Here is an 18,180-nt window from a genome sequence, read left to right as displayed (position 1 = left end):
CATGGCTGAGCGCTATGTCATGTCCATCGACCAAGGTACGACTTCGACGCGATGCATCCTGTTCGACCACCGCGGACGCCTGGTGTCGGTGGCGCAGCGAGAGCACAAGCAGCACTTCCCCAAGCCGGGCTGGGTCGAGCACGACGCCCTGGAGATCTGGCGCAACCTCGAACGCATCGCGCCCGAGGCCCTCGCCCAGGCGGGCGTCGGGCCGGATCGGGTGGCGGCCGTCGGCATCGCCAACCAGCGGGAGACCACGGTCCTGTGGGACCGCGTCACCGGCGTGCCCATCGGCCGGGCCATCGTGTGGCAGGACACCCGTACGGCCGGTCTGATCGACGAGCTGGCGGGCACCGAGATGGCGGAGATCGTCCCCGAGCGCTGCGGCCTGCCGCTGGCCACGTACTTCTCGGCTCCGCGCATCCGCTGGATGCTCGATCACGAACCCGGGCTGCGGGAGCGGGCCGAACGCGGCGAGGTGCTCTTCGGCACCATGGAGAGCTGGCTCATCTGGAACCTCACCGGCGGCCCGGACGGCGGCGTCCACGTCACCGACGTGACCAACGCCAGCCGGACGCTGCTGATGGACCTCACCTCCCTGGCCTGGGACGAGGAGCTGCTGGCCTTCTTCGGGGTGCCGCGGGCGATCCTGCCGGAGATCCGGTCCTCGACCGAGACCTACGGCGTGGCCCGCCGGGTCTTCCCCGGCGTGCACATCGGCGCGGCCCTCGGCGACCAGCAGGCGGCCCTGTTCGGGCAGACCTGCTTCGCGCCGGGAGAGGCCAAGTGCACCTACGGCACGGGCGGCTTCCTGCTGATGAACACCGGCGCCAAGCCGGTCCGCTCCACGCACGGCCTGCTGACCACCGTCGGATACAAGATCGGTGACGAGCCCGCGGTGTACGCCCTCGAAGGGTCGATCGCCATCACCGGGGCGCTGGTGCAGTGGTTCCGTGACGGGCTGGGACTGATCGACACCGCTCCGGAGATCGAGACGCTGGCGCGGACCGTCGAGGACAACGGCGGCTGCTACATCGTCCCGGCGTTCTCCGGCCTCTTCGCGCCGCACTGGCGCAGCGAGGCCCGCGGCGTGATCGTCGGCCTCACCTCCTACGTCACCAAGGGCCACCTCGCGCGTGCCGTCCTCGAAGCGACGGCATGGCAGACCCTCGAGGTCGTCGACGCGATGAACGCCGACTCCGGCCTGAGCCTGACGGAGCTCAAGGTCGACGGCGGCATGACGGCCGACAACCTGCTCATGCGCTTCATCGCCGACGTGCTGGACGTCCCCGTCGTACGGCCCATGGTGGCCGAGACGGTGTCGCTCGGCGCCGCCTACGCCGCCGGGCTGGCCGTGGGCTACTGGGCGGGTCAGGAGGAACTCCGCCGGAACTGGCACCGGGCGGCGCAGTGGCTGCCGGACATGGATCCGGAGCTGCGTGCCACGGAGTTCGGCAACTGGCGCCGCGCGGTCGAGCGCTCCTTCGACTGGATCCAGCCCGCCGGCCGATGACCGTGCCCGCTCCGCGGCGGCGGAGCGGTGTCAGCCGTTCTGCAGCTGGGCCTCCGCCGAAGCGAGAACCTGCTGAATGTGCAGGCCGTGCTGGGCGTCGAGCGGGTGCCCGCCGCCGTTGCGGACCGTCGAGGCGAACTCCGCGACCATGGTCGCGAACACCTCCGGGCCCACCGCCGACCAGTCGAGCAGCGCGTGCCCCTGCCGCCCGTACACCTCGATGCGCGCGGGCGGCAGCTCACCCGTACCCGCCATCGAGACCGACGCCTCGCTCACCGCGCCGCCCTCGTGCTCCAGCATGAGCCCCACCCAGCGCATCGGGTCGCCGTGCGCGCGCACCCCGACGACCCGTCCGAGCGAGGCGTCCAGGAGATCGACGATGTGCGGTCCGAGATCGAGCAGGGCGCCCCGCTCCAGCCGCCAGGGCGTCGCGAACGGCCCGCCGCTCAGCACCGACGACACGAAGGAGCCGTGACCGCCGAACACCTCCAGGCCCCGGACCCGCTCGAGGAAGGCCCGGGCCGCGTCCGAGTAGCGCAGCGTGAAGACCATCTGCGAGGCGACGGCCGCCTCTCCGATGGCGTCGGCCAGCCGCCGCGCCCCGTCGAGGTCCATGCCCAGCGGCTTCTCCAGCAGCACCGCCTTGCCCGCCCGCGCGGCGCGTACCCCCAGGTCGGCCTGGACGTCCGGCGGCACCGAGAACGCGACGGCCTGGCAGGAGTCGAAGAGCTCCTCCAGGCGCGTGAAGGAGGGCACCCCGTGCGCGGCCGCCAGCTCGGCGGAGGCCTCCGGTCGCCGCGCCCACACCCCCGCCAGCCGCGTCTCCGGCCCCGCTGCCAACGCCGGCGCGTGCACCATGCCGGCCCACGGCCCTGCCCCTACCAATCCCACCGCTACCGGTTCACCCATGCGCCGAGCCTAGTACCGCCGTCATGACGTGCTCTCCTCGCGGTCGGTCCGGGACGACGATGCCGGCGGCCGGCAGCCCGGCAGGGGGGAACGGCCCGCCGCCGCGGGCCGGGTCAGCGTGCGTCCCCGGCCGCCCGGGAAGGCAGCCGGTACCAGTGCCGGGCCGTGTCCCCGAACACGGCCCGCCGCTCGGTGCCCGACAGCCCGGCCGTCAGCTCCTCGGCGGCGGCGACCACGTCGGCGTACGAGGCGGCGAGGGTGCACACCGGCCAGTCCGAACCGAACATCAGCCGGCCGGGACCGAAGGCGGCCAGTGCCGCCTCGGCGTAGGGGCGCAGGTCCGCCACGCTCCACGCGCCCCAGTCGGCCTCGGTGACGAGCCCGGACAGTTTCGCGGCGACGTTGCCGCAGCCGGCCAGCGCCACCAAGTGCTCATGCCACGGCCGGAGCTCCCCGCGCGCGATGGGCGGCTTGGACAGGTGGTCCAGCACGAACCGCAGCTCCGGTACGGCGCGTACCGCCCGGACCGCGGCCGGGAGCTGGTGGGGCAGCGTGAGCAGGTCGAACGCCAGCCCGGCGGCGGCGACCGCGCGCAGCCCCCGCAGGACCTCGGGCCGGGTCAGCCAGTCCGGATCCGGCTCGGCCTGCACCGGATGGCGGATCCCGGCCAGCGACCCGCCGCCGGGCAGCGCGCGGAGCTCGGCCAGCCGGTCCGCGACCGCCGGGTCGGTGAGGTCCGCCCAGCCGACCACCCCGCCGGCGAGCCCGTCGGCCGCGGCCAGGGCGAGCAGCTCCGGGGTCTCCTCCGCGACCGCCACGGTCTGCACGATGACGGTCGTGGTCACCCCGGCCCGTACGGCGGCGGGCCGCAGATCCGCCAGCGTGAAGTCACGGTGGATCGCCGCCATCGCGACCGGATCGATCCAGTCCTGGTCCCGGACGGCCAGATCCCAGACGTGGTGATGCGCGTCGACCCGGGTCACGGCGCCTCCGTGCCGTACGGCCCGCCGGCACCCGCCGCACCGGCGTTCACGTGCTCCGGCGGCCTGGCCGTACCGGAGTTCATGCGGGCCGGGGGCGGAGCCGCAGGGCTGCCATGCCGCCGTCCACGGCGAGCTCGGTACCGACCGTGGATCCCGACCCGGGCCCGGCGAGGTAGGCGACCGCGGCCGCCACCTCCGCGGCGCTCACCAGCCTGCCGTGCGGCTGCCGCGCGGACAGGGCGGCGCGCTCGGCCTCCGGATCGTCCGCCGACGCCAGCAGCCGGCCGATCCACGGGGTGTCGACGGTACCCGGGTTCACGCAGTTGACCCGGATGCCCTCGGGCAGGTGGTCGGCCGCCATCGCCCGGGTCAGCGCGAGCACCGCACCCTTGGACGCCGAGTACAGCGCCCGCTGCGGGAGCCCGGCCGTGGCGGCGATGGAGCAGATGTTGACGATCGCCGCCGCCGGTGAGCGGCGCAGATGCGGCAGCGCCGCACGGGTCACCCGGGCCAGGCCGACCACGTTGAGGTCGAACACCCGCAGCCACTCCTGCGCGGGATTGTCCGCCACGGTGCCCTGGGCACCGATGCCCGCGTTGTTCACCAGGACGTCCAGCCGCCCGAACCGCTCGGCCACCGCCCCGATCGCGGCCTCCACGGCGACGTCGTCGGTGACGTCGCACGCGTAGCCGTGCAGCGGCGGCTCCACCGAGGTCACCACGTCCAGCACCGCGACCCTCGCGCCGCGGGCGGCCAGCAGCGACGCGGTCGCCAGCCCGATCCCGGAGGCGCCGCCGGTCACCACCGCGACCAGGCCGCCGAACTCCCCGCCGTCGGCGGCCGGGGCCTCGCCCACGCTCACGCCTGGCCCATCCGCCGCCGCTGCCGGCCTAGGCCGTCGATCTCCAGCTCGACCAGGTCGCCCTCCCGCAGGTAGGCGTCGTCACCGCGGCCCAGGGCGACACCCGCCGGCGTCCCGGTGTTCACCACGTCCCCTGGTTCGAGCACCATGAACTGGCTGAGGTACCAGATCACGTGATGGACGCCGAAGATCATGTTCTTGGTGTGGCCGGCCTGGCGCAGCTCCCCGTTGACCCAGAGCCGCAGGCCGAGCGCCTGCGGGTCGGGCACCTCGTCCGCCGTCACCAGCCACGGACCGAGCGGGTTGAAGGTCTCGCAGGACTTGCCCTTGTCCCACTGACCGCCCCGCTCGATCTGGAACTCGCGCTCGGAGACGTCATCGGCCACCGCGTACCCGGCGATGACCCCCGCGGCGTCGGCCGGGCCGTCCAGGTAGCGCGCCGTCCGGCCGATCACCACGGCCAGCTCGACCTCGTAGTCGGTCTTGCGGCTCAGCCGGGGCACCAGCACCGTGTCGTTGGGGCCGACCAGGGTGTTGGCGGCCTTGAAGAAGACCACCGGCTCCGACGGCGGCTGCGCACCGGTCTCCGCCGCATGGTCGGAATAGTTCAGGCCGATACAGACGATCTTTCCCGGGCGTGCGATCGGCGCGCCGACGCGGTCGTGCGGACCGGCCTCCGGAAGCGCCCCCGCCGCGAGGGCCCCGGCGACCCGGGCGACCCCGTCACCCGCCAGGAACGCCCCGTCGATGTCGGCCGTCAGCGCGGAGATGTCCAGTGGACGCCCATCGCCTCCCAGCACAGCGGGCCGCTCCGCACCCGCGGGCCCCACCCGAACGAACTTCACGCCCGCACCTCCGTCTGATCGACCGATCCGTCCATGGCGGCACCCTTGCATACAACTCATCTGCCGGTAAAGAGAGATAGGTAGGATGAATACAGGACACGATGCCACTTCCTCTGACTTCAGACCCGCACAGGAGCCGGCCGCGGCGGATATTCATCGGGTTAATGGCGTTGCCGGATCGACCCGGCGGTCCACCCGGTCATTTCTCGCCCGGCGGCGGGCTCCTCCTGGCGGCCGCCGCCGGAGTGACCGGCGCGCCGGTCCGACGCTCAGGGGCGGTTCATGACACGCCGGATCATGTCCAGGGCCACCGGGTCCAGGCGCCGTGTCAGCCCGGCCATCGTCACGGGGTCCATGTTGTGCAACATCGAAGCCAGGCTGCGATGGCCCATCCGGCTCATCAGCGGCGCGGCCCGATCTCCGCTGGTCAGGATGATCTCAGCGGCCGTCTCCGGAGGTACGTGACCGAGAATCGCACCAGACGACCTGGCGGGAAGCGCATCCACGATCAACGCGACGGCCGACAGGCGTGGCGCCTCGCCGACGAGAGCCTTCGCCGACGACGGCATCATGGCGACGATGATGGCGGCGGCCTGCCTGGACGGCATGCGCCGCAGGATCGAGGCGGCCACGTCGGGCGGCAACCGTTTCATCAGTTTCCGGGAGGTCTTGACCGGCATCGCACGTAGTACCCGTGCGGTCTTCCTGGGCCGCCGGGACATGACCTCCAGCACCCGAACCGCCTGCTTGCGGCCCATGCCCTTGAGCGTCAGGGCGGCCAGAGCAGGATCGACCTTGAGCAGGATCGCGGCTGCCGTCCGGGGCTCCAGCCGGTCTGCCAACTGCGACATCACCTGGACGCTGATGTCCCCGCGGGCGGCGGCATACGTCCGTGCCATCATCGGCGCGAACTCGATCTGCCTGTGCAGCGCCTCTGTCTGAGCACGCGCGAAAAGGTCCTGCTCATCCGCCCTCGGCCCGGACTCCCGCTGCGGTCGAAGGCCGGCCGGCGGCCAGGAGCTCGGCTCTCCCGGCTGCACGACTACGGCGGCAGGCGAAGCGTCGTCGCCCGGCCGGGCCGCCCCGGCCGACGGCCGCCGATCCGGCAGGTGCACTCCGAGAATCCCCGCGAGAATCCGGCGCGGCAGTGAGTACCCGGCCGTTGCGGGCGGCGCCTCGGGCGCCAGGGGGATGACGTCTGCTCCGAACAGGCCGGCGACGACTCGCTGCGGCAGGGAACGGTCGCTCATCTAGGCGGTCCCCTCCTCGCTCGAATGCGCGGAGATCCGGGGGTTCGCCGTGAGCGGTTCCCCCGTGGAGACGGAGGGAGGTCCCTCAGCCGGGGTCGGCGGAGCAGCGGCACCTTCTTTCGCGGATCCCGCCACGGCAGCGGCTATCTGAGGCACGGTCCCGAGCTGGGCCAGGAGCGATGGCGCGGAGAATCCGAGTGCGACGGCGGCGTAGATCCCGCTGATCTGCCCGCTCGTCCCGAACAGGACAGCAGCCCCCGCGCCCATTGACATGCGGAATATCGCCATCCACGAATGGGCCGCCACGTCCACGTAGTGGCGCAGCGCCGGTGGCCGCCCCTTGACACGACCCAGCTGTGTCCGCCGGGACGCCTGCCAGACGGCGAACCACCGGAAGACACTGAGGAATTCGACCAAGCCGCCACCGGCGGCACCGAGGAGCGCGAACTGCCACCACTGCATACGCACCCTCCGCTCCGGCACCCGCTCTACGGCGAACCTCAGTCTCTCTCAAGTGCGAACCCCCGTCATGGCCGTCGGCCGAGGTTCACACGGGGGCGTACGGCCATGCGGCCGAGAGCGCGGCACGCGTCACGGCTCGGATCCCGGCTCACCGGAAGGCCGGTGGGCGAGGAAGATCGCCCACCGGTCCAGGCCTTCCGATATCTGTACTTCGTTGATCGCGCGTCTTTATCGTGCGCCCATGGACGTTGAGGCCGTGTGGGCCGAGGCTGAACGCCTGTGGTGGGCGCAGGATCACGATGGCGCCGAACCATTGCTCCGGCGGGTAGCCGGAACAGGCCACGCCAACGCCGCAAGCCTGCTGGGTTCCCTGTACGCCGGAAGAGGCCTCAAGGAAGAGGCGATCCGCTGGAACCAGGTGGCAGCCGGCCAAGGCTGGTATACCGCGATGAACAACCTCGCACTGCTTCTCGAGGACGAGGACCGGGAAGAAGCGGTGCGCTGGCTGCGCAAAGCGGTCACCGTTCCGGGCGATCGTACGGCGGAGTACAACCTGGGACTCTTCTTGGCGGAGGACGGCCTGGACGAGGAGGCCGAACATTGGTTTCGGGTTGCCGCCGCTGTACCCTTCCCGGGGCCCCGGAACACCCTGGCCAACCTTCTCAAAGAGGACGGCCGGGTAGCGGAGGCCGAGGCTTGGTATCGCCGGGCGATCGATGACGGCGGTGATTTCCTCGACGACGAGGAGGACGAGGATTACGAGATCTACACCTTGATCATGTTGAACCTCGCCGACCTCCTCGAAGAGAGCGGACACGCGGAAGAGGCGCTGACCTTCCGTCACCGCGCGGCGAGCCGAGGCGACACCGGATCGGCGTGACCGGCAGCCTGCCGTGCGTCGGCGGACCCGGGTCAGACCTTCGCGACGACCATCCACTTGACCACGGCCTGCACGGTCGCGAGGGCTTCGCCCACTCCGGTGATGCCTCCCCAGCCGCTCACCGCATCGCACTCCAGCCACGCTCCGACGTGCGCGACGTACCGCTGGACTCCGGGCTGGATCGGGAAGCGCAGCCACAGATCGGAGACGGTGCCGTCGTCGGTGACCTCGTGCGGGTCGGCGCTGGTGTTCGCGTTCCAGTTCGTCGAGCGGCGCAGGTCGGTGACCGGGTGGCTGCCACCGCCGCCCAGGCCGCCCCCGCCCCCGCCCCAGGTCACCACCTCGAACGCCTGAGCCTGGATGCCGCCGGTGACGCGTCCGCTGGAGTCGAGCCCATGGCTGCCGACCAGGTACCGGACCGACCAGTTGACCCAGGGGCGCACCTCGATGAGGGCGGGCTGCTCGGCCTGGATGACCAGGTTGACCCCGGCGGCGGTGCTCATCAGGCCGTCCGCGCCACCGATGACATGGCCCGATCCGCCGTGGATGTTGATCGCGCCGGAACCGGTGTCGACCGTGCGCTGGGCCGGATACCCCTCGTACCAGGGCTCGTCGTAGGGCGGCACGACGAACGTGGTGTTCTCGTGCACCACGAGCGAGAAGGCGCCGAGCGAGGCTCGCTCCACCTCCGGCCGGGCCGCTTCCAGCGCGGCCCGGGCGGCGGGATCGGACTCGATCACGCGCAGGGCCGGCGCGGCGAACTCGGCCCGCCGCCGCGCCGCCGCCTCGGCCTCCTCATCGGCCGGTCTGCGCAGCCGTGCCGCCACGGTGTCCGCGACCTGGGCGGCCTGCCGGGCCTCCGCTCCCCGCACGACCCGTACGACCTGAGTCGGCACCGGGGCATCGCCCGGCCCGCCGGTCACCTCGGCCGCCACCTCGGTGCCGGATTCCGGCGGCTGCGGGCCGGGGTCCGGTGCGGCGGAGGCGGCCTGCCCTGACCGGGTGGCCGGGGGCACGACAGGATCCTGGTACGTCATGGGGATGTCCTCTCATCGGTCAACCTTCGTGACCCGAGACTGACCCGCCCGGTGACGCAGGGCATGAGTAGGCCCCTACTCGATTCCGCGGGAGACCGCCGGCACCGGCGGGCTCCCGCTCGATCAGCCGACGTCCACGAGGACCTTGCCGACGGCTCCGGCCTCGGCGGCCTCCTGGGCCGCCACGATCTCCTCCAGCGGGTAGCGCTGGACGGGCAGCTCGCTCAGTGCCCCCGCGGCGAGGGCGGCGGTGATGTCGCGCGCCGCCAGCTCCAGGGAGGGGACCGGCACCCCGTACAGCAGCACGAACCGCAGCGCGACGTTGGCCGTCATGCAGGCGCGGACCGGGAGCGCCGGGTCCTGGGCCTCGGCGGCGTACGTCGCGATCACGGTCTCGGGCCCGGACACGGCGAGGTCCAGCTCCAGATTCGCCCCGAGCGCCACCTCCACCACCCTGTCGACCCGCGTGGCGAAGGACCGCACCTGGTCGATGGCGTCGTCGTCCCGGTAGTTCACCACGTGGTCCGCGCCGGCCTCCGCGGCCAGCTCTGCCTTCTGCGGGCCGCTGACCGTGGTCACCACCCGGGCTCCCGCGCGCTTGGCGAGTTGGATGGCGAAATGCCCGACCGCACCGGCCCCACCGGCGACCAGCACGGTACGGCCGTCGAGCTGCCCGTCGGCGAACAGGCAGCGGTGCGCCGTCATGGCCGGAACACCCAGGCTCGCGGCGAGGTCCAGGGACACCCCTCCGGGCAGCGGAACCGCCTGCCGCGCCGGGACCACCGTCCACTCCGCGGCGGTGCCCCAGCGGCGCCCGGCGGCGGCGAACCACACCCACACCTGCTCCCCCGCACGCGCCGGGTCGACCCCGTCGCCCACCGCGTCGATCACGCCCGCCCCGTCCTGGTGCGGGATCTGGAAGTCGTCGATGGGCCTCGGGGTCATGCCCGCGCGGGTCTTGTAGTCGGTGGGATTGACCGCCGAGACGGCCACCCGCACGCGCACCTCGCCGGGACCTGGTTCGGGGCGCTCGACCTCCTCGACCCGCAGCACCTCGTCCGCCTTGCCCGTGCCACGGTACAAAGCCGCCTTCATCGTGATCCCCTCTCCTCTGAGCCGACCTACCCGGTCCGGCCGACCCTAACGGGGGGACCTCGATCCGTCCTCCCGCCGGGGCCGGGGGCGGATGCCGCACGGGCCGATCCGGAAGGGTCAGCCGGCGAGGTGGGCCTCGATGAGGGACTTGCCCGTGACGCTCAGCCAGGTGCCGAAGTCGAGCAGCCCCGGATGACGCGTGCGCAGCTCCGCGATGTCGGCCTGCCAGACCGGCGCGGACCCGTTGAAGATCTTCTTGGTCCCGGTCACGCGAGCGTCGCCGGGGCCGAGGAGGGCCTCGGCGGGCAACTGCCGGTAGGTGACCACGCGGCCGATCGCGGCACCGATCGCCGCGGCGATCTCCGGGAAGGTCAGCACGTCCCCGGCGAGTTCGATCGAGGTGCCGAGGTAGCCGCCGGGGTCGGCGAAGGCCAGCGCGGCGAAGACGCCGATGTCGTCGACCGCGATGAGCTGTACCGGCCGGTCGGGCGCGAAGATGTGCGCCAGCGTGCCGTCGGGTCGCACCCCGCCGCGCCGGCTCGCGGGGTTCTCCATGAACATCACCGGGCGCAGCACCGTGGCGGGCAGGCCGATCGCCCGGATGTGCCGCTCGATCTCCCACTTGCTCTCCCACGAGGGGATGCCGGTGCCCCGGTCGGCGCCGCCGACCGAGGTGTAGACCAGGTGCCGCACTCCCGCCGCCTGGGCGGCGTCGGCCACCGCGCGGCCCTGCCGCACCTCGTCCCCGGCGCCGAATCCCGGGGTGAATCCGCCGGCCGCCTGGACGCTGAAGACGCCGTACGCACCCCGTACGGCGGCGTCCAGGGAGGCGCGGTCGTCCAGGTCGCCACCGACCACCTCGGCGCCGGCCCGCGCGAGCGCCAGGGCCGCCGGGCCGGACGGGCTGCGGGTGAGCGCCCGCACCCGCCAGCCGTCCGCCAGCAGCCTGGCTGCCGTGGCACCGCCCTGCAGGCCGGTCGCGCCGATCACGAGGATCACACGATCTTCCGTCGTCATGTCGCCTCCTGTGAGCAATGATCGTGAGGTAGGCTCAGGTCGATTACCGGAGCACTGCTCCGAAAGCATACGGAGCACCGCTCCGTTTTGCAATGCCGAGGGGGCATACGGATGGGCACAGCGGAACCGGGCCTGCGCGCGGACGCCCGGCGCAACTACGACCGGCTGCTGACCGCGGCCCGCGGCGCCTTCGCCGAGCAGGGCACCGAGGCCTCGTTGCGGGACGTCGCGCGGCGGGCCGGGGTCGGGATCGGGACGCTGTACCGGCACTTCCCCACCCGTGAGGCGCTGCTCGAGGCGCTGATACGGGACGGCTTCGACAGGCTGCGCGCGCGAGCCGAAGAACTGCTCGCCGAACCCCGTGCCGGGGACGCACTGGCCGCCTGGCTCCGCGAGTTCTCCACCGGCTCCACCGCCTACCGGGGGCTGCCCGAGTCCGTGCTCTCCGCGTTGCGCGATGAGAACTCTGAGCTGTACTCGGCGTGCAAGGCCATGCGGGATGCGGGTGGCCGGCTGCTGCACCGGGCCCAGGAGGCCGGCGAGCTGCGCTCCGACCTCACCGTCACGGAGATGTTCACCCTCGCCGCCGGGGTCGCCTGGGCCGCCGAACAGACCTCCCGCCCGGCCGACCGGCTGCTCACCCTGGTCGCCGAGGGCCTGACGGCGAAGAGTTCCGGGCCGAGATCGGCTCCGTGACGACCCACCCGCCTCCCGCCTCGACCACGCACTTCGCCGCGCTCCAAGCGGCTTCTTCCACCTTGTCCGTTAAAGGCGTTTAATACGCATACCGGCGCGGTTGATCCCATTTCCGGAGGTGGCCGGCGTGGCTTTCGTTGGCCTGCGAAGCTTTCTCGACCGGTCCCGGACCGTGGCGCCGCCCTCGTGGAGCCGCTGGCTGATCCCGCCGGCGGCGCTCTCCATCCACCTCGCGATCGGCCAGGCGTACGCGTGGAGCGTGTTCAAGCCGCCGATCGAGACCTCGATGGACCTGTCGGGGAAGGCCAGCGCGCTGCCGTTCCAGATCGCCATCGTGATGCTCGGGCTGTCGGCCGCCTTCGGCGGCACCATGGTCGAGCGCAAGGGCCCGCGCTGGGCGATGTTCGTCTCGATGACCTGCTTCTCCTCGGGATTCCTGATCTCCGCGCTCGGCATGGCGCTCCAGCATTACTGGCTCGTCGTCCTCGGCTACGGCTTCGTCGGCGGCATCGGACTCGGCATCGGCTACATCTCGCCGGTGTCCACGCTCATCAAATGGTTCCCCGACCGCCCCGGCATGGCGACCGGCATCGCCATCATGGGCTTCGGCGGCGGAGCGCTCATCGCCTCCCCCTGGTCGACCGAGATGCTGTCGGCGTTCGGCACCGACACGGGCGGCATCGCCCGGACCTTCCTGACCCACGGAGTGGTGTACGCGGTCTTCATGTCGTTCGGCGTCCTGCTGGTGCGGGTGCCCGCCCCCGGCTGGCGCCCGGCCGGGTGGTCCCCGGAGGCGGTCTCCGACCAGCGGCTGGTCACCACCGCGAACGTCTCGGCGCGCAGCGCGATACGCACCCCGCAGTTCTGGTGCCTGTGGGTGGTGCTGTGCATGAACGTGACCGCGGGCATCGGCATCCTCGAAAAGGCCGCGCCGATGATCAAGAGCTTCTTCGCCAACACCTCCGCGCCCGTGGCCACCGGCTCCGCCGCGGGGTTCGTCGCCCTGCTGTCCCTGTGCAACATGCTGGGCCGGATCACGTGGTCGTCCACCTCGGACGTCATCGGCCGTAAGAACATGTACCGCGTCTACCTCGGTGCGGGCGCGCTGCTCTACCTGACCATCGCGCTGAACAAGGACACCTCCAAGCCGCTGTTCATCGCGTGCGCGATGGTCATCCTGTCGTTCTACGGCGGTGGCTTCGCCACGATCCCCGCCTACCTGAAGGACCTCTTCGGCACCTACCAGGTCGGCGCGATCCACGGGCGGCTGCTGACCGCCTGGTCCCTGGCGGGCGTGCTGGGGCCACTGATCATCAATGGGATCGCCGACGCGCAGGAGAAGGCCGGGAAGACCGGTCCCGCGCTCTACACCACCTCGATGTACATCATGATCAGCCTGCTGGCGGTGGGCTTCCTCGCCAACGAACTCGTACGGCCTGTGCACTCCAGACACCACGAGCCTCCGGCGGCACGGGAGGACCTGGAGCCCGCGCTGCGGACCCCGCCGGCGGCGGGGAAGGGAGAGGGACAGTGACCACCGGACAGCACCGGTCACCGCACACCCTGCTGATGGTGGTGGCCTGGGCGTGGGTGGGGCTGCCCTTCGCCTACGGCGTCTACGAGCTCGTCCGCAAGGTCACCCAGCTGTTCACCGGCTGAGCCGAGCCCGTCGGCGGCCGCCGCCCGCGCCGGGCGGGCCGCCGCCGGCGGTACGGGCGGCTCGTGCTCACCGCGCCCGGCTGGGGCGGACCGCGGCGTCGTGGTCCGCGAGGGCGGCCGCGAGGCCGGCGAGGTGCCGGGAAACCGGCCCCAGGGTGAGCAGGCCGCTGCCCGCTCCGGCCAGCTCCGCCGCAGCGGGGGTCAGCTCCGTGTGGGCGCGCCGCATCGTCTCCCGGTCGCCGACGGCGATGGCCGCCCGCGCGGCGAGGCACCACAGCGCCTCGAACAGCAGGTCGCGGGGCGGGTCCGGGACCCTTCGCAGCGCCGCCGCGGCCTCGCCACGGCGTTCCCCGGCCAGCAGCACCAGGGGGCGGGTCCACGGCTCGTAGGGCCCCCAGTCGGTGCGCTCGCCGGCGGTGGCGGGCAGCCCGTGCCGCAGGCGCAGGCACAGCAGCGCGAGCGGCAGCAGCCCGTGCTGCAGTCCGGGCATGCCGGCATCGTCCAGCCGCGCGGCGGCGTCCCGGTAGGCCGCCTCCACCTCGGCCACCGGCGCCCGCTCCGTCACGGCGAGCCGCAGCGCGCGGTACCACTGGGTGAACACGCCCGCCAGCGGCAGTTCGTGGCGCTCGGCCAGGCGGTCCACGGCGATCGCATGCCCGTCGGCTCCGGTGAGGTCCGCGAGCGCGCTGCGGGCCTGCAGGCGGATGAGGTGCCCGAGCACCTCGAAGGTGACCAGGCCGTGCCGGGCGGACAGGGCGACCAGCTCGGCGCCGATCTCGTCCCGGCGCGGGGCCAGACCCGCACGCTGGAAGGTCTGCATGAACACGCCGTTGAGGGCGAACGCCAGCAGCGCGGGATCGTCCAGGCGGCGGGCGATCCGCTCTGCCCGCCGGGCGGCCTGCGGCCCGCGGCCCGCACGGGTGCCGCGCGACTCCAGGGCGATCGTGGCCAGCAGGCGGGCCCGCGCCGCCTCGTGCACGCCGGGCGGGAGGGCGGCCAGGGTGCGTTCGGCCGCGGCCACGATCTGTGCCGCCTGCCGCGGGTCGTCCGAGCGGGTCCAGATCGCCGGGACGTCGTACGCGCCGATCACGCGGGCGGTCAGCTCCGCGTCGCCCAGTTCCTCGGCCGCCGCGATGGCCGCCACGCGGTGCCGGCGGGCCGCCTCCAGGCCGCCGCCCCCGGTCACCGCGAGGTTGCGCAGCAGGCCCACCGTCGACTCCAGGCGGGCCCGGGCGCCGGCTGTCACGGTGCGGTCGTAGGCGGCGGCCGTCTGCGCCCATACCCGGGCCGCCGCCCCGCCCGGCCCAGCCGGTCCACCTTCCCCGGGCGGCCCGGGCGGCCCGGGCGCGGGTTCGAGGTGAGGGGCCTGGTGAAGGATGTCGGTCTCCAGGCGACGCAGTCCCGGGCCCGGATCCACGCCCAGCTGGTCGACCAGGAGCGTTCGCGCCCGCCGCAGGACCGCGAGCGCATCACCCTGACGGCCGGCGCGGTACAGCGCGAGCGCGAGCAGGCGCCAGGCGTCCTCGCGCCAGGGGTGCTCGGTCACATGCGCGTCCAGATCCGGCACCGCCTCGGCGGCCAGGCCGAGGGCCAGCCGGGCCTCGGCCCGGCGCTCCACCGCCTGCAGCCGCAGCTCCGCCAGGCGGGAGCGCTCCGCACGGGCCCAGGGCTCCTCCGCGAATCCGGCGTAGGCGGGCCCGCGCCACCACCCCAGCGCCTCCTCCAGCCGCGCGAGCACGTCCTCGGGGGGCAGCGTCGCGGCGGCGGCCACCGCCTGCTCGAAACGCCAGGCGTCGACCGCGCCCGGCTCGGCGCGCAGCGCGTACCCCGGCCCTTCGGTGACCAGCAGCCGGGCCGGGGTGCGCGGCGGACGCTCCGGCTCCAGGGCGCGGCGCAGCGCCGCCACGAAGGTGCGCACCGCGCCCACCGCACCCGGCGGTGGATCGTCCCACAGGTCCTCGACCAGGCGGGTGACCGGGACGACCCGGCGGCGGGCGATGATCAGCCGGGCCAGCACCGCGCGGTGCCGCGGCCCTCTCAGCGCGATCGTGCCCCCGGCGCCGTCCCAGGCCTCCACCGGCCCCAGCACCCCGAACCAGACCTGCACCGCCGACCACCCCTTCCCCGGGGCCCTCCCCTCGGCCACGGTAGCGCGCTGACCGGATGCTCATTCGCGCCCGGCAGGCTGAAGGCACCTGGTCACCTACCGAATCACCTACCGAAAGGGCGGAACGATGACGCCTGCCATCGCCGGCTTCGACCACCTGCGCGTCCCCGTCGCCGGGGGCGTGTCCCTGCACGCGGCCGTCGCGGGGTCGGGCACTCCGATCGTGCTGCTGCACGGCTTCCCGCAGACCCACCTGATGTGGCGGCACGTCGCCGCCGACCTCGCGGCCGACCACACCGTGATCTGCCCCGACCTGCGCGGCTACGGCGCCAGCGACAAGCCCGCCGAGACCGACGGCACCACCTACGCCAAGCGCACCATGGCCGCCGACGTCATCGCCCTGGCCGGCGCGCTGGGCCATGAGCGCTTCGCGCTCGCCGGGCACGACCGCGGCGCCCTGGTCGCCTTCCGCGCCGCACTCGATCATCCGGAGGCGATCACCCACCTGGCCTGCCTGGACGTGCTGCCGACCCTGGACATGTGGGAGGTGATGCACGGCACCGGCGCCGCCGTCGGCTTCCACCTCTACCTGATGGCCCAGGCCCCCGGCCTGCCCGAGCAGATGATCGCCGCCAGTGCGGACGCCTTCTTCGGGCACTTCCTCGACATCTGGGCCAACGACCCGCGGGCGATCCCCGCCGACGTGCGTGCCGCCTACCTCGACGCGTGCCGCGACGCGGTGCCCTCGATCGTGGCCGACTACCGCGCCTCCGCCGGCATCGACGTCGACCACGACCGGGCCGACCGGGACGCCGGCACCCGGCTGCGGATGCCGGTCACCGTGCTCCAGCAGGACTGGGGCGCCGCCCTCGGCTTCGACGCGGCGGCGCTCTGGCGCACCTGGGCGGCCGACCTGCGGCACGACACCGTCACCTGTGGCCACTTCATGGCCGAAGAGGCCCCCGCCGACATCGCCGAGGCCCTGCGGGACCTGCTCACCCGCCGGACCGGCAAGGCCGCGGAGAACGCCACGGCGCTCCCGTCACCGCGCTAGTCGCCGAAGGGGCGCCAGGCGTCCGGCTGTTTCCGGAGCTGGTCGACGAGCTCGTCGGCGAAGGCGGCGATGTGGGGCGGCCGCGGGCCGGGACGGGTGGCGCAGTACCAGGTCCTGGTCAGCGGCTTGGCGCCGATGCGGACCAGCGCCAGGTCGTGGGAGGCGGCGTACGGCGCGGCCACCCAGTTGGGCAGGACGGTCGCGCCCTGGCCGCCGGCCACCATCTCGATCACCAGATCGGTGATGACGGGCATGAGGGTGATCCGGGCGGGGCGGGCCTCGTGCGGGATCGGCAGCGGTACGGAGGGGATCCGGTTCTGGTCGTAGATGTCGTAGAGGATGAGGTGGGCGTCGGTGAAGTCCCTGGCGGTGAGGTGGGCGCGGGAGGCCCAGGCGTGCCGGGCCGGCACCACGGCCACCATCTCGTCCTCGAACAGGCGGGTCAGGCTGACCAGGTCCATCTGCCGGTCGGGCTTGGTGACCAGGGCGACGTCCACCTGGTCGGCCAGCAGGGCCGGGATGGGCGCGTCGTCGGGGACGGACTCGATCCGTACCTCGGCGTCCGGCTGATGCTCGCGGAACGCGCGGATGACCGGGGGCAGCCAGGGGAAGGTGGTGCTGCACTGCGCGCTGAAGCGCACCCGGCTGTCGCGCCCGTCCCGCATGTCCTTGAGATCGCGGGCCGCCGACTGCAGCTCGGCCAGGATCTGACGGGCGGCCACCAGCATCCGCCGGCCGGCCGCGTTCGGCACCAGCCGGCGGCCCTGCCGGTCGAAGAGCCTCATGCCCAGCCGGTCCTCCAGCCTGGTGAGGCGCTGGCTCAGCGCCGGCTGGCTGACGTAGAGGCGCTCGGCGGCCGCGGTGAGGGAGCCGGCTTCGGCCGTGGCGTCCAGCAGCTCCAGGTCACGCAAGTCCAGATCCATAAGTTCAGCTTATCCAATGCTCCAAACTTCGTCGTGGTGTTATGGGCCGATCGTTCCTACGCTGCTGGTGTCGGACCTCGACGAACCACCCACGACCAGCAACGGAGACATCCGCATGTCCGATACCACCACCGCGATCATCACCGGCTCCTCCAGCGGCATCGGCCTGGACATCGCCCGGGCCTTCCTGGCTCAGGGCGGCAACGTCGTCCTCAACGGCCGGGACGCCGACCGGCTCGCCAAGGCCGCCGCCGGGCTCGGCCACCCCGAGCGGATCGCCCAGGTGCCGGGGAGCATCGGCGCCGCGGAGACCGGAGAGGCACTGGTCCGTACGGCGGTCGAGCGCTTCGGGGCCGTCGACGTCCTGGTCAACAACGCCGGCACCTTCGCCGCCAAGCCGTTCACCGAGGTCACCGAGGAGGAGCTGGACGGATTCCTGGCCGGCAACCTCAAGGGCACCTACCTCACCACCCAGGCCGTCGTACGCCGGCTGCGCGCGCAGGGCCGCGGCGGCAGCATCGTCAACATCGGCACGGTCCTCGTGGACCACGCGCTGGCGGGCTTCCCCGCCTCCGCGGCGGTGGCCAGCAAGGGCGGCGTGCACGCGCTGACCACGAGCCTGGCCGCCGAGCTCGCGGCCGAGGGCATCCGGGTCAACCTGGTCGCGCCCGGCGTGGTCAGGACCCCGCTGCACGCGGGGACCGAGGTCGACTCCCTCGGCGGCATCGCGCTGCTGAACCGGGTCGGCGAGGTCTCCGAGATCGCCGACGCGGTGCTGTACCTCGCGGGAGCGGCGTTCGTCACCGGCCACTCCCTGCGCGTGGACGGCGGTCACGTGACCGGCAGGTCCTGACGCACCATCCCGACGCCCCCCGCCTATGGCCCGGG

The 18,180-nt window shown here is 73.0% G+C and carries 17 protein-coding genes; 7 read left to right on the top strand and 10 right to left on the bottom strand.

Translation table 11 applies throughout. The features are described 5' to 3' along the window. Window position 1 precedes the first annotated feature (1 nt). The gene (gene glpK, locus ACRYCC_RS15920) at window positions 2-1,513 is read left to right on the top strand and encodes a glycerol kinase GlpK (protein ID WP_433812746.1); all 1,512 of its coding nucleotides are present in this window, start codon (window positions 2-4) and stop codon (window positions 1,511-1,513) included. A gap of 30 nt (window positions 1,514-1,543) precedes the next feature. On the opposite strand, the gene ACRYCC_RS15915 is transcribed toward glpK, so the two are convergent. The 5 genes from ACRYCC_RS15915 to ACRYCC_RS15895 form a co-directional block, all read right to left on the bottom strand. Continuing rightward, the gene (locus ACRYCC_RS15915) at window positions 1,544-2,422 is read right to left on the bottom strand and encodes a Gfo/Idh/MocA family protein (RefSeq protein ID WP_433812744.1); all 879 of its coding nucleotides are present in this window, start codon (window positions 2,420-2,422) and stop codon (window positions 1,544-1,546) included. 113 nt (window positions 2,423-2,535) lie between these two features. Beyond that, a complete protein-coding gene (locus tag ACRYCC_RS15910) occupies window positions 2,536-3,405 on the bottom strand; it encodes an amidohydrolase family protein (RefSeq protein ID WP_433812742.1) in 870 nt (289 codons plus the stop codon). 79 nt (window positions 3,406-3,484) lie between these two features. Further along, window positions 3,485-4,267 (bottom strand): SDR family NAD(P)-dependent oxidoreductase, encoded by a 783-nt coding sequence (locus ACRYCC_RS15905; RefSeq protein WP_433812740.1) that lies wholly within the window; start codon window positions 4,265-4,267, stop codon window positions 3,485-3,487. Further along, window positions 4,264-5,112, bottom strand: a complete 849-nt coding sequence (locus ACRYCC_RS15900; protein WP_433812738.1) for a fumarylacetoacetate hydrolase family protein — start codon at window positions 5,110-5,112, stop codon at window positions 4,264-4,266. The genes ACRYCC_RS15905 and ACRYCC_RS15900 overlap by 4 nt, the downstream gene beginning before the upstream one ends. Before the next feature lie 269 nt (window positions 5,113-5,381). Next, window positions 5,382-6,362: a magnesium transporter MgtE N-terminal domain-containing protein gene (locus tag ACRYCC_RS15895; protein WP_433812736.1), complete on the bottom strand. Its 981-nt coding sequence runs from the start codon at window positions 6,360-6,362 to the stop codon at window positions 5,382-5,384. Between the two features lie 703 nt (window positions 6,363-7,065). On the opposite strand from ACRYCC_RS15895, the gene ACRYCC_RS15890 reads away from it, so the two are divergent. After that, complete coding sequence (locus tag ACRYCC_RS15890; RefSeq protein ID WP_433812734.1) at window positions 7,066-7,704, top strand: tetratricopeptide repeat protein; 639 nt, start codon at window positions 7,066-7,068, stop codon at window positions 7,702-7,704. Between the two features lie 32 nt (window positions 7,705-7,736). Here ACRYCC_RS15890 and ACRYCC_RS15885 read toward each other — a convergent pair whose 3' ends face one another. The 3 genes from ACRYCC_RS15885 to ACRYCC_RS15875 all read right to left on the bottom strand — a co-directional run bounded on the left by ACRYCC_RS15885 (window position 7,737) and on the right by ACRYCC_RS15875 (window position 10,853). Continuing rightward, the gene (locus ACRYCC_RS15885) at window positions 7,737-8,741 is read right to left on the bottom strand and encodes a hypothetical protein (RefSeq protein ID WP_433812732.1); all 1,005 of its coding nucleotides are present in this window, start codon (window positions 8,739-8,741) and stop codon (window positions 7,737-7,739) included. Between the two features lie 123 nt (window positions 8,742-8,864). Continuing rightward, entirely contained in the window at window positions 8,865-9,836 is a 972-nt protein-coding gene (locus tag ACRYCC_RS15880; protein WP_433812730.1) for an NADPH:quinone reductase, read from the bottom strand. A 117-nt stretch (window positions 9,837-9,953) separates the two neighbouring features. Then, window positions 9,954-10,853 (bottom strand): NmrA/HSCARG family protein, encoded by a 900-nt coding sequence (locus tag ACRYCC_RS15875; RefSeq protein WP_433812728.1) that lies wholly within the window; start codon window positions 10,851-10,853, stop codon window positions 9,954-9,956. Between the two features lie 111 nt (window positions 10,854-10,964). On the opposite strand from ACRYCC_RS15875, the gene ACRYCC_RS15870 reads away from it, so the two are divergent. The 3 genes from ACRYCC_RS15870 to ACRYCC_RS15860 all read left to right on the top strand — a co-directional run bounded on the left by ACRYCC_RS15870 (window position 10,965) and on the right by ACRYCC_RS15860 (window position 13,208). After that, window positions 10,965-11,549, top strand: a complete 585-nt coding sequence (locus tag ACRYCC_RS15870; protein WP_433812726.1) for a TetR/AcrR family transcriptional regulator — start codon at window positions 10,965-10,967, stop codon at window positions 11,547-11,549. Window positions 11,550-11,676: 127 nt separating this feature from the next. Then, window positions 11,677-13,083, top strand: a complete 1,407-nt coding sequence (locus tag ACRYCC_RS15865; RefSeq protein ID WP_433812724.1) for an L-lactate MFS transporter — start codon at window positions 11,677-11,679, stop codon at window positions 13,081-13,083. Continuing rightward, on the top strand, window positions 13,080-13,208 hold the full coding sequence (locus tag ACRYCC_RS15860) for an MFS transporter small subunit (RefSeq protein ID WP_433812722.1): 129 nt from the start codon (window positions 13,080-13,082) through the stop codon (window positions 13,206-13,208). Before ACRYCC_RS15865 ends, ACRYCC_RS15860 begins: the two co-directional genes overlap by 4 nt. Before the next feature lie 67 nt (window positions 13,209-13,275). Here the strand turns inward: ACRYCC_RS15860 and ACRYCC_RS15855 are convergent, their stop codons facing one another. After that, window positions 13,276-15,315, bottom strand: a complete 2,040-nt coding sequence (locus ACRYCC_RS15855; protein ID WP_433812720.1) for an AfsR/SARP family transcriptional regulator — start codon at window positions 15,313-15,315, stop codon at window positions 13,276-13,278. Between the two features lie 127 nt (window positions 15,316-15,442). Between ACRYCC_RS15855 and ACRYCC_RS15850 the strand changes: the two genes are divergently transcribed. Beyond that, window positions 15,443-16,369, top strand: a complete 927-nt coding sequence (locus ACRYCC_RS15850; RefSeq protein WP_433812718.1) for an alpha/beta fold hydrolase — start codon at window positions 15,443-15,445, stop codon at window positions 16,367-16,369. On the opposite strand, the gene ACRYCC_RS15845 is transcribed toward ACRYCC_RS15850, so the two are convergent. After that, window positions 16,366-17,292, bottom strand: a complete 927-nt coding sequence (locus ACRYCC_RS15845) for a LysR family transcriptional regulator (protein WP_433812717.1) — start codon at window positions 17,290-17,292, stop codon at window positions 16,366-16,368. The genes ACRYCC_RS15850 and ACRYCC_RS15845 overlap by 4 nt on opposite strands. A 115-nt stretch (window positions 17,293-17,407) precedes the next feature. On the opposite strand from ACRYCC_RS15845, the gene ACRYCC_RS15840 reads away from it, so the two are divergent. Beyond that, a complete protein-coding gene (locus tag ACRYCC_RS15840; RefSeq protein WP_433812715.1) occupies window positions 17,408-18,145 on the top strand; it encodes an SDR family NAD(P)-dependent oxidoreductase in 738 nt (245 codons plus the stop codon). Window positions 18,146-18,180: the final 35 nt, after the last annotated feature.

Origin of the sequence: Actinomadura scrupuli (assembly GCF_050971785.1) — a bacterium.
Taxonomy (GTDB): Bacteria; Actinomycetota; Actinomycetes; order Streptosporangiales; family Streptosporangiaceae; genus Actinomadura_E; species Actinomadura_E scrupuli.
This window is presented reverse-complemented; position numbering and strand designations above follow the sequence as displayed.

Bases quoted from the DNA above. Each gene is read 5' to 3' on its own strand.
- glpK (WP_433812746.1), top strand. From the start codon at position 2: ATGGCTGAGCGCTATGTCATGTCCATCGACCAAGGTACGACTTCGACG.
- ACRYCC_RS15915 (WP_433812744.1), bottom strand. From the start codon at position 2,422: ATGGGTGAACCGGTAGCGGTGGGATTGGTAGGGGCAGGGCCGTGGGCC.
- ACRYCC_RS15895 (WP_433812736.1), bottom strand. From the start codon at position 6,362: ATGAGCGACCGTTCCCTGCCGCAGCGAGTCGTCGCCGGCCTGTTCGGA.
- ACRYCC_RS15890 (WP_433812734.1), top strand. From the start codon at position 7,066: ATGGACGTTGAGGCCGTGTGGGCCGAGGCTGAACGCCTGTGGTGGGCG.
- ACRYCC_RS15885 (WP_433812732.1), bottom strand. From the start codon at position 8,741: ATGACGTACCAGGATCCTGTCGTGCCCCCGGCCACCCGGTCAGGGCAG.
- ACRYCC_RS15880 (WP_433812730.1), bottom strand. From the start codon at position 9,836: ATGAAGGCGGCTTTGTACCGTGGCACGGGCAAGGCGGACGAGGTGCTG.
- ACRYCC_RS15875 (WP_433812728.1), bottom strand. From the start codon at position 10,853: ATGACGACGGAAGATCGTGTGATCCTCGTGATCGGCGCGACCGGCCTG.
- ACRYCC_RS15870 (WP_433812726.1), top strand. From the start codon at position 10,965: ATGGGCACAGCGGAACCGGGCCTGCGCGCGGACGCCCGGCGCAACTAC.
- ACRYCC_RS15850 (WP_433812718.1), top strand. From the start codon at position 15,443: ATGACGCCTGCCATCGCCGGCTTCGACCACCTGCGCGTCCCCGTCGCC.
- ACRYCC_RS15845 (WP_433812717.1), bottom strand. From the start codon at position 17,292: ATGGATCTGGACTTGCGTGACCTGGAGCTGCTGGACGCCACGGCCGAA.
- ACRYCC_RS15840 (WP_433812715.1), top strand. From the start codon at position 17,408: ATGTCCGATACCACCACCGCGATCATCACCGGCTCCTCCAGCGGCATC.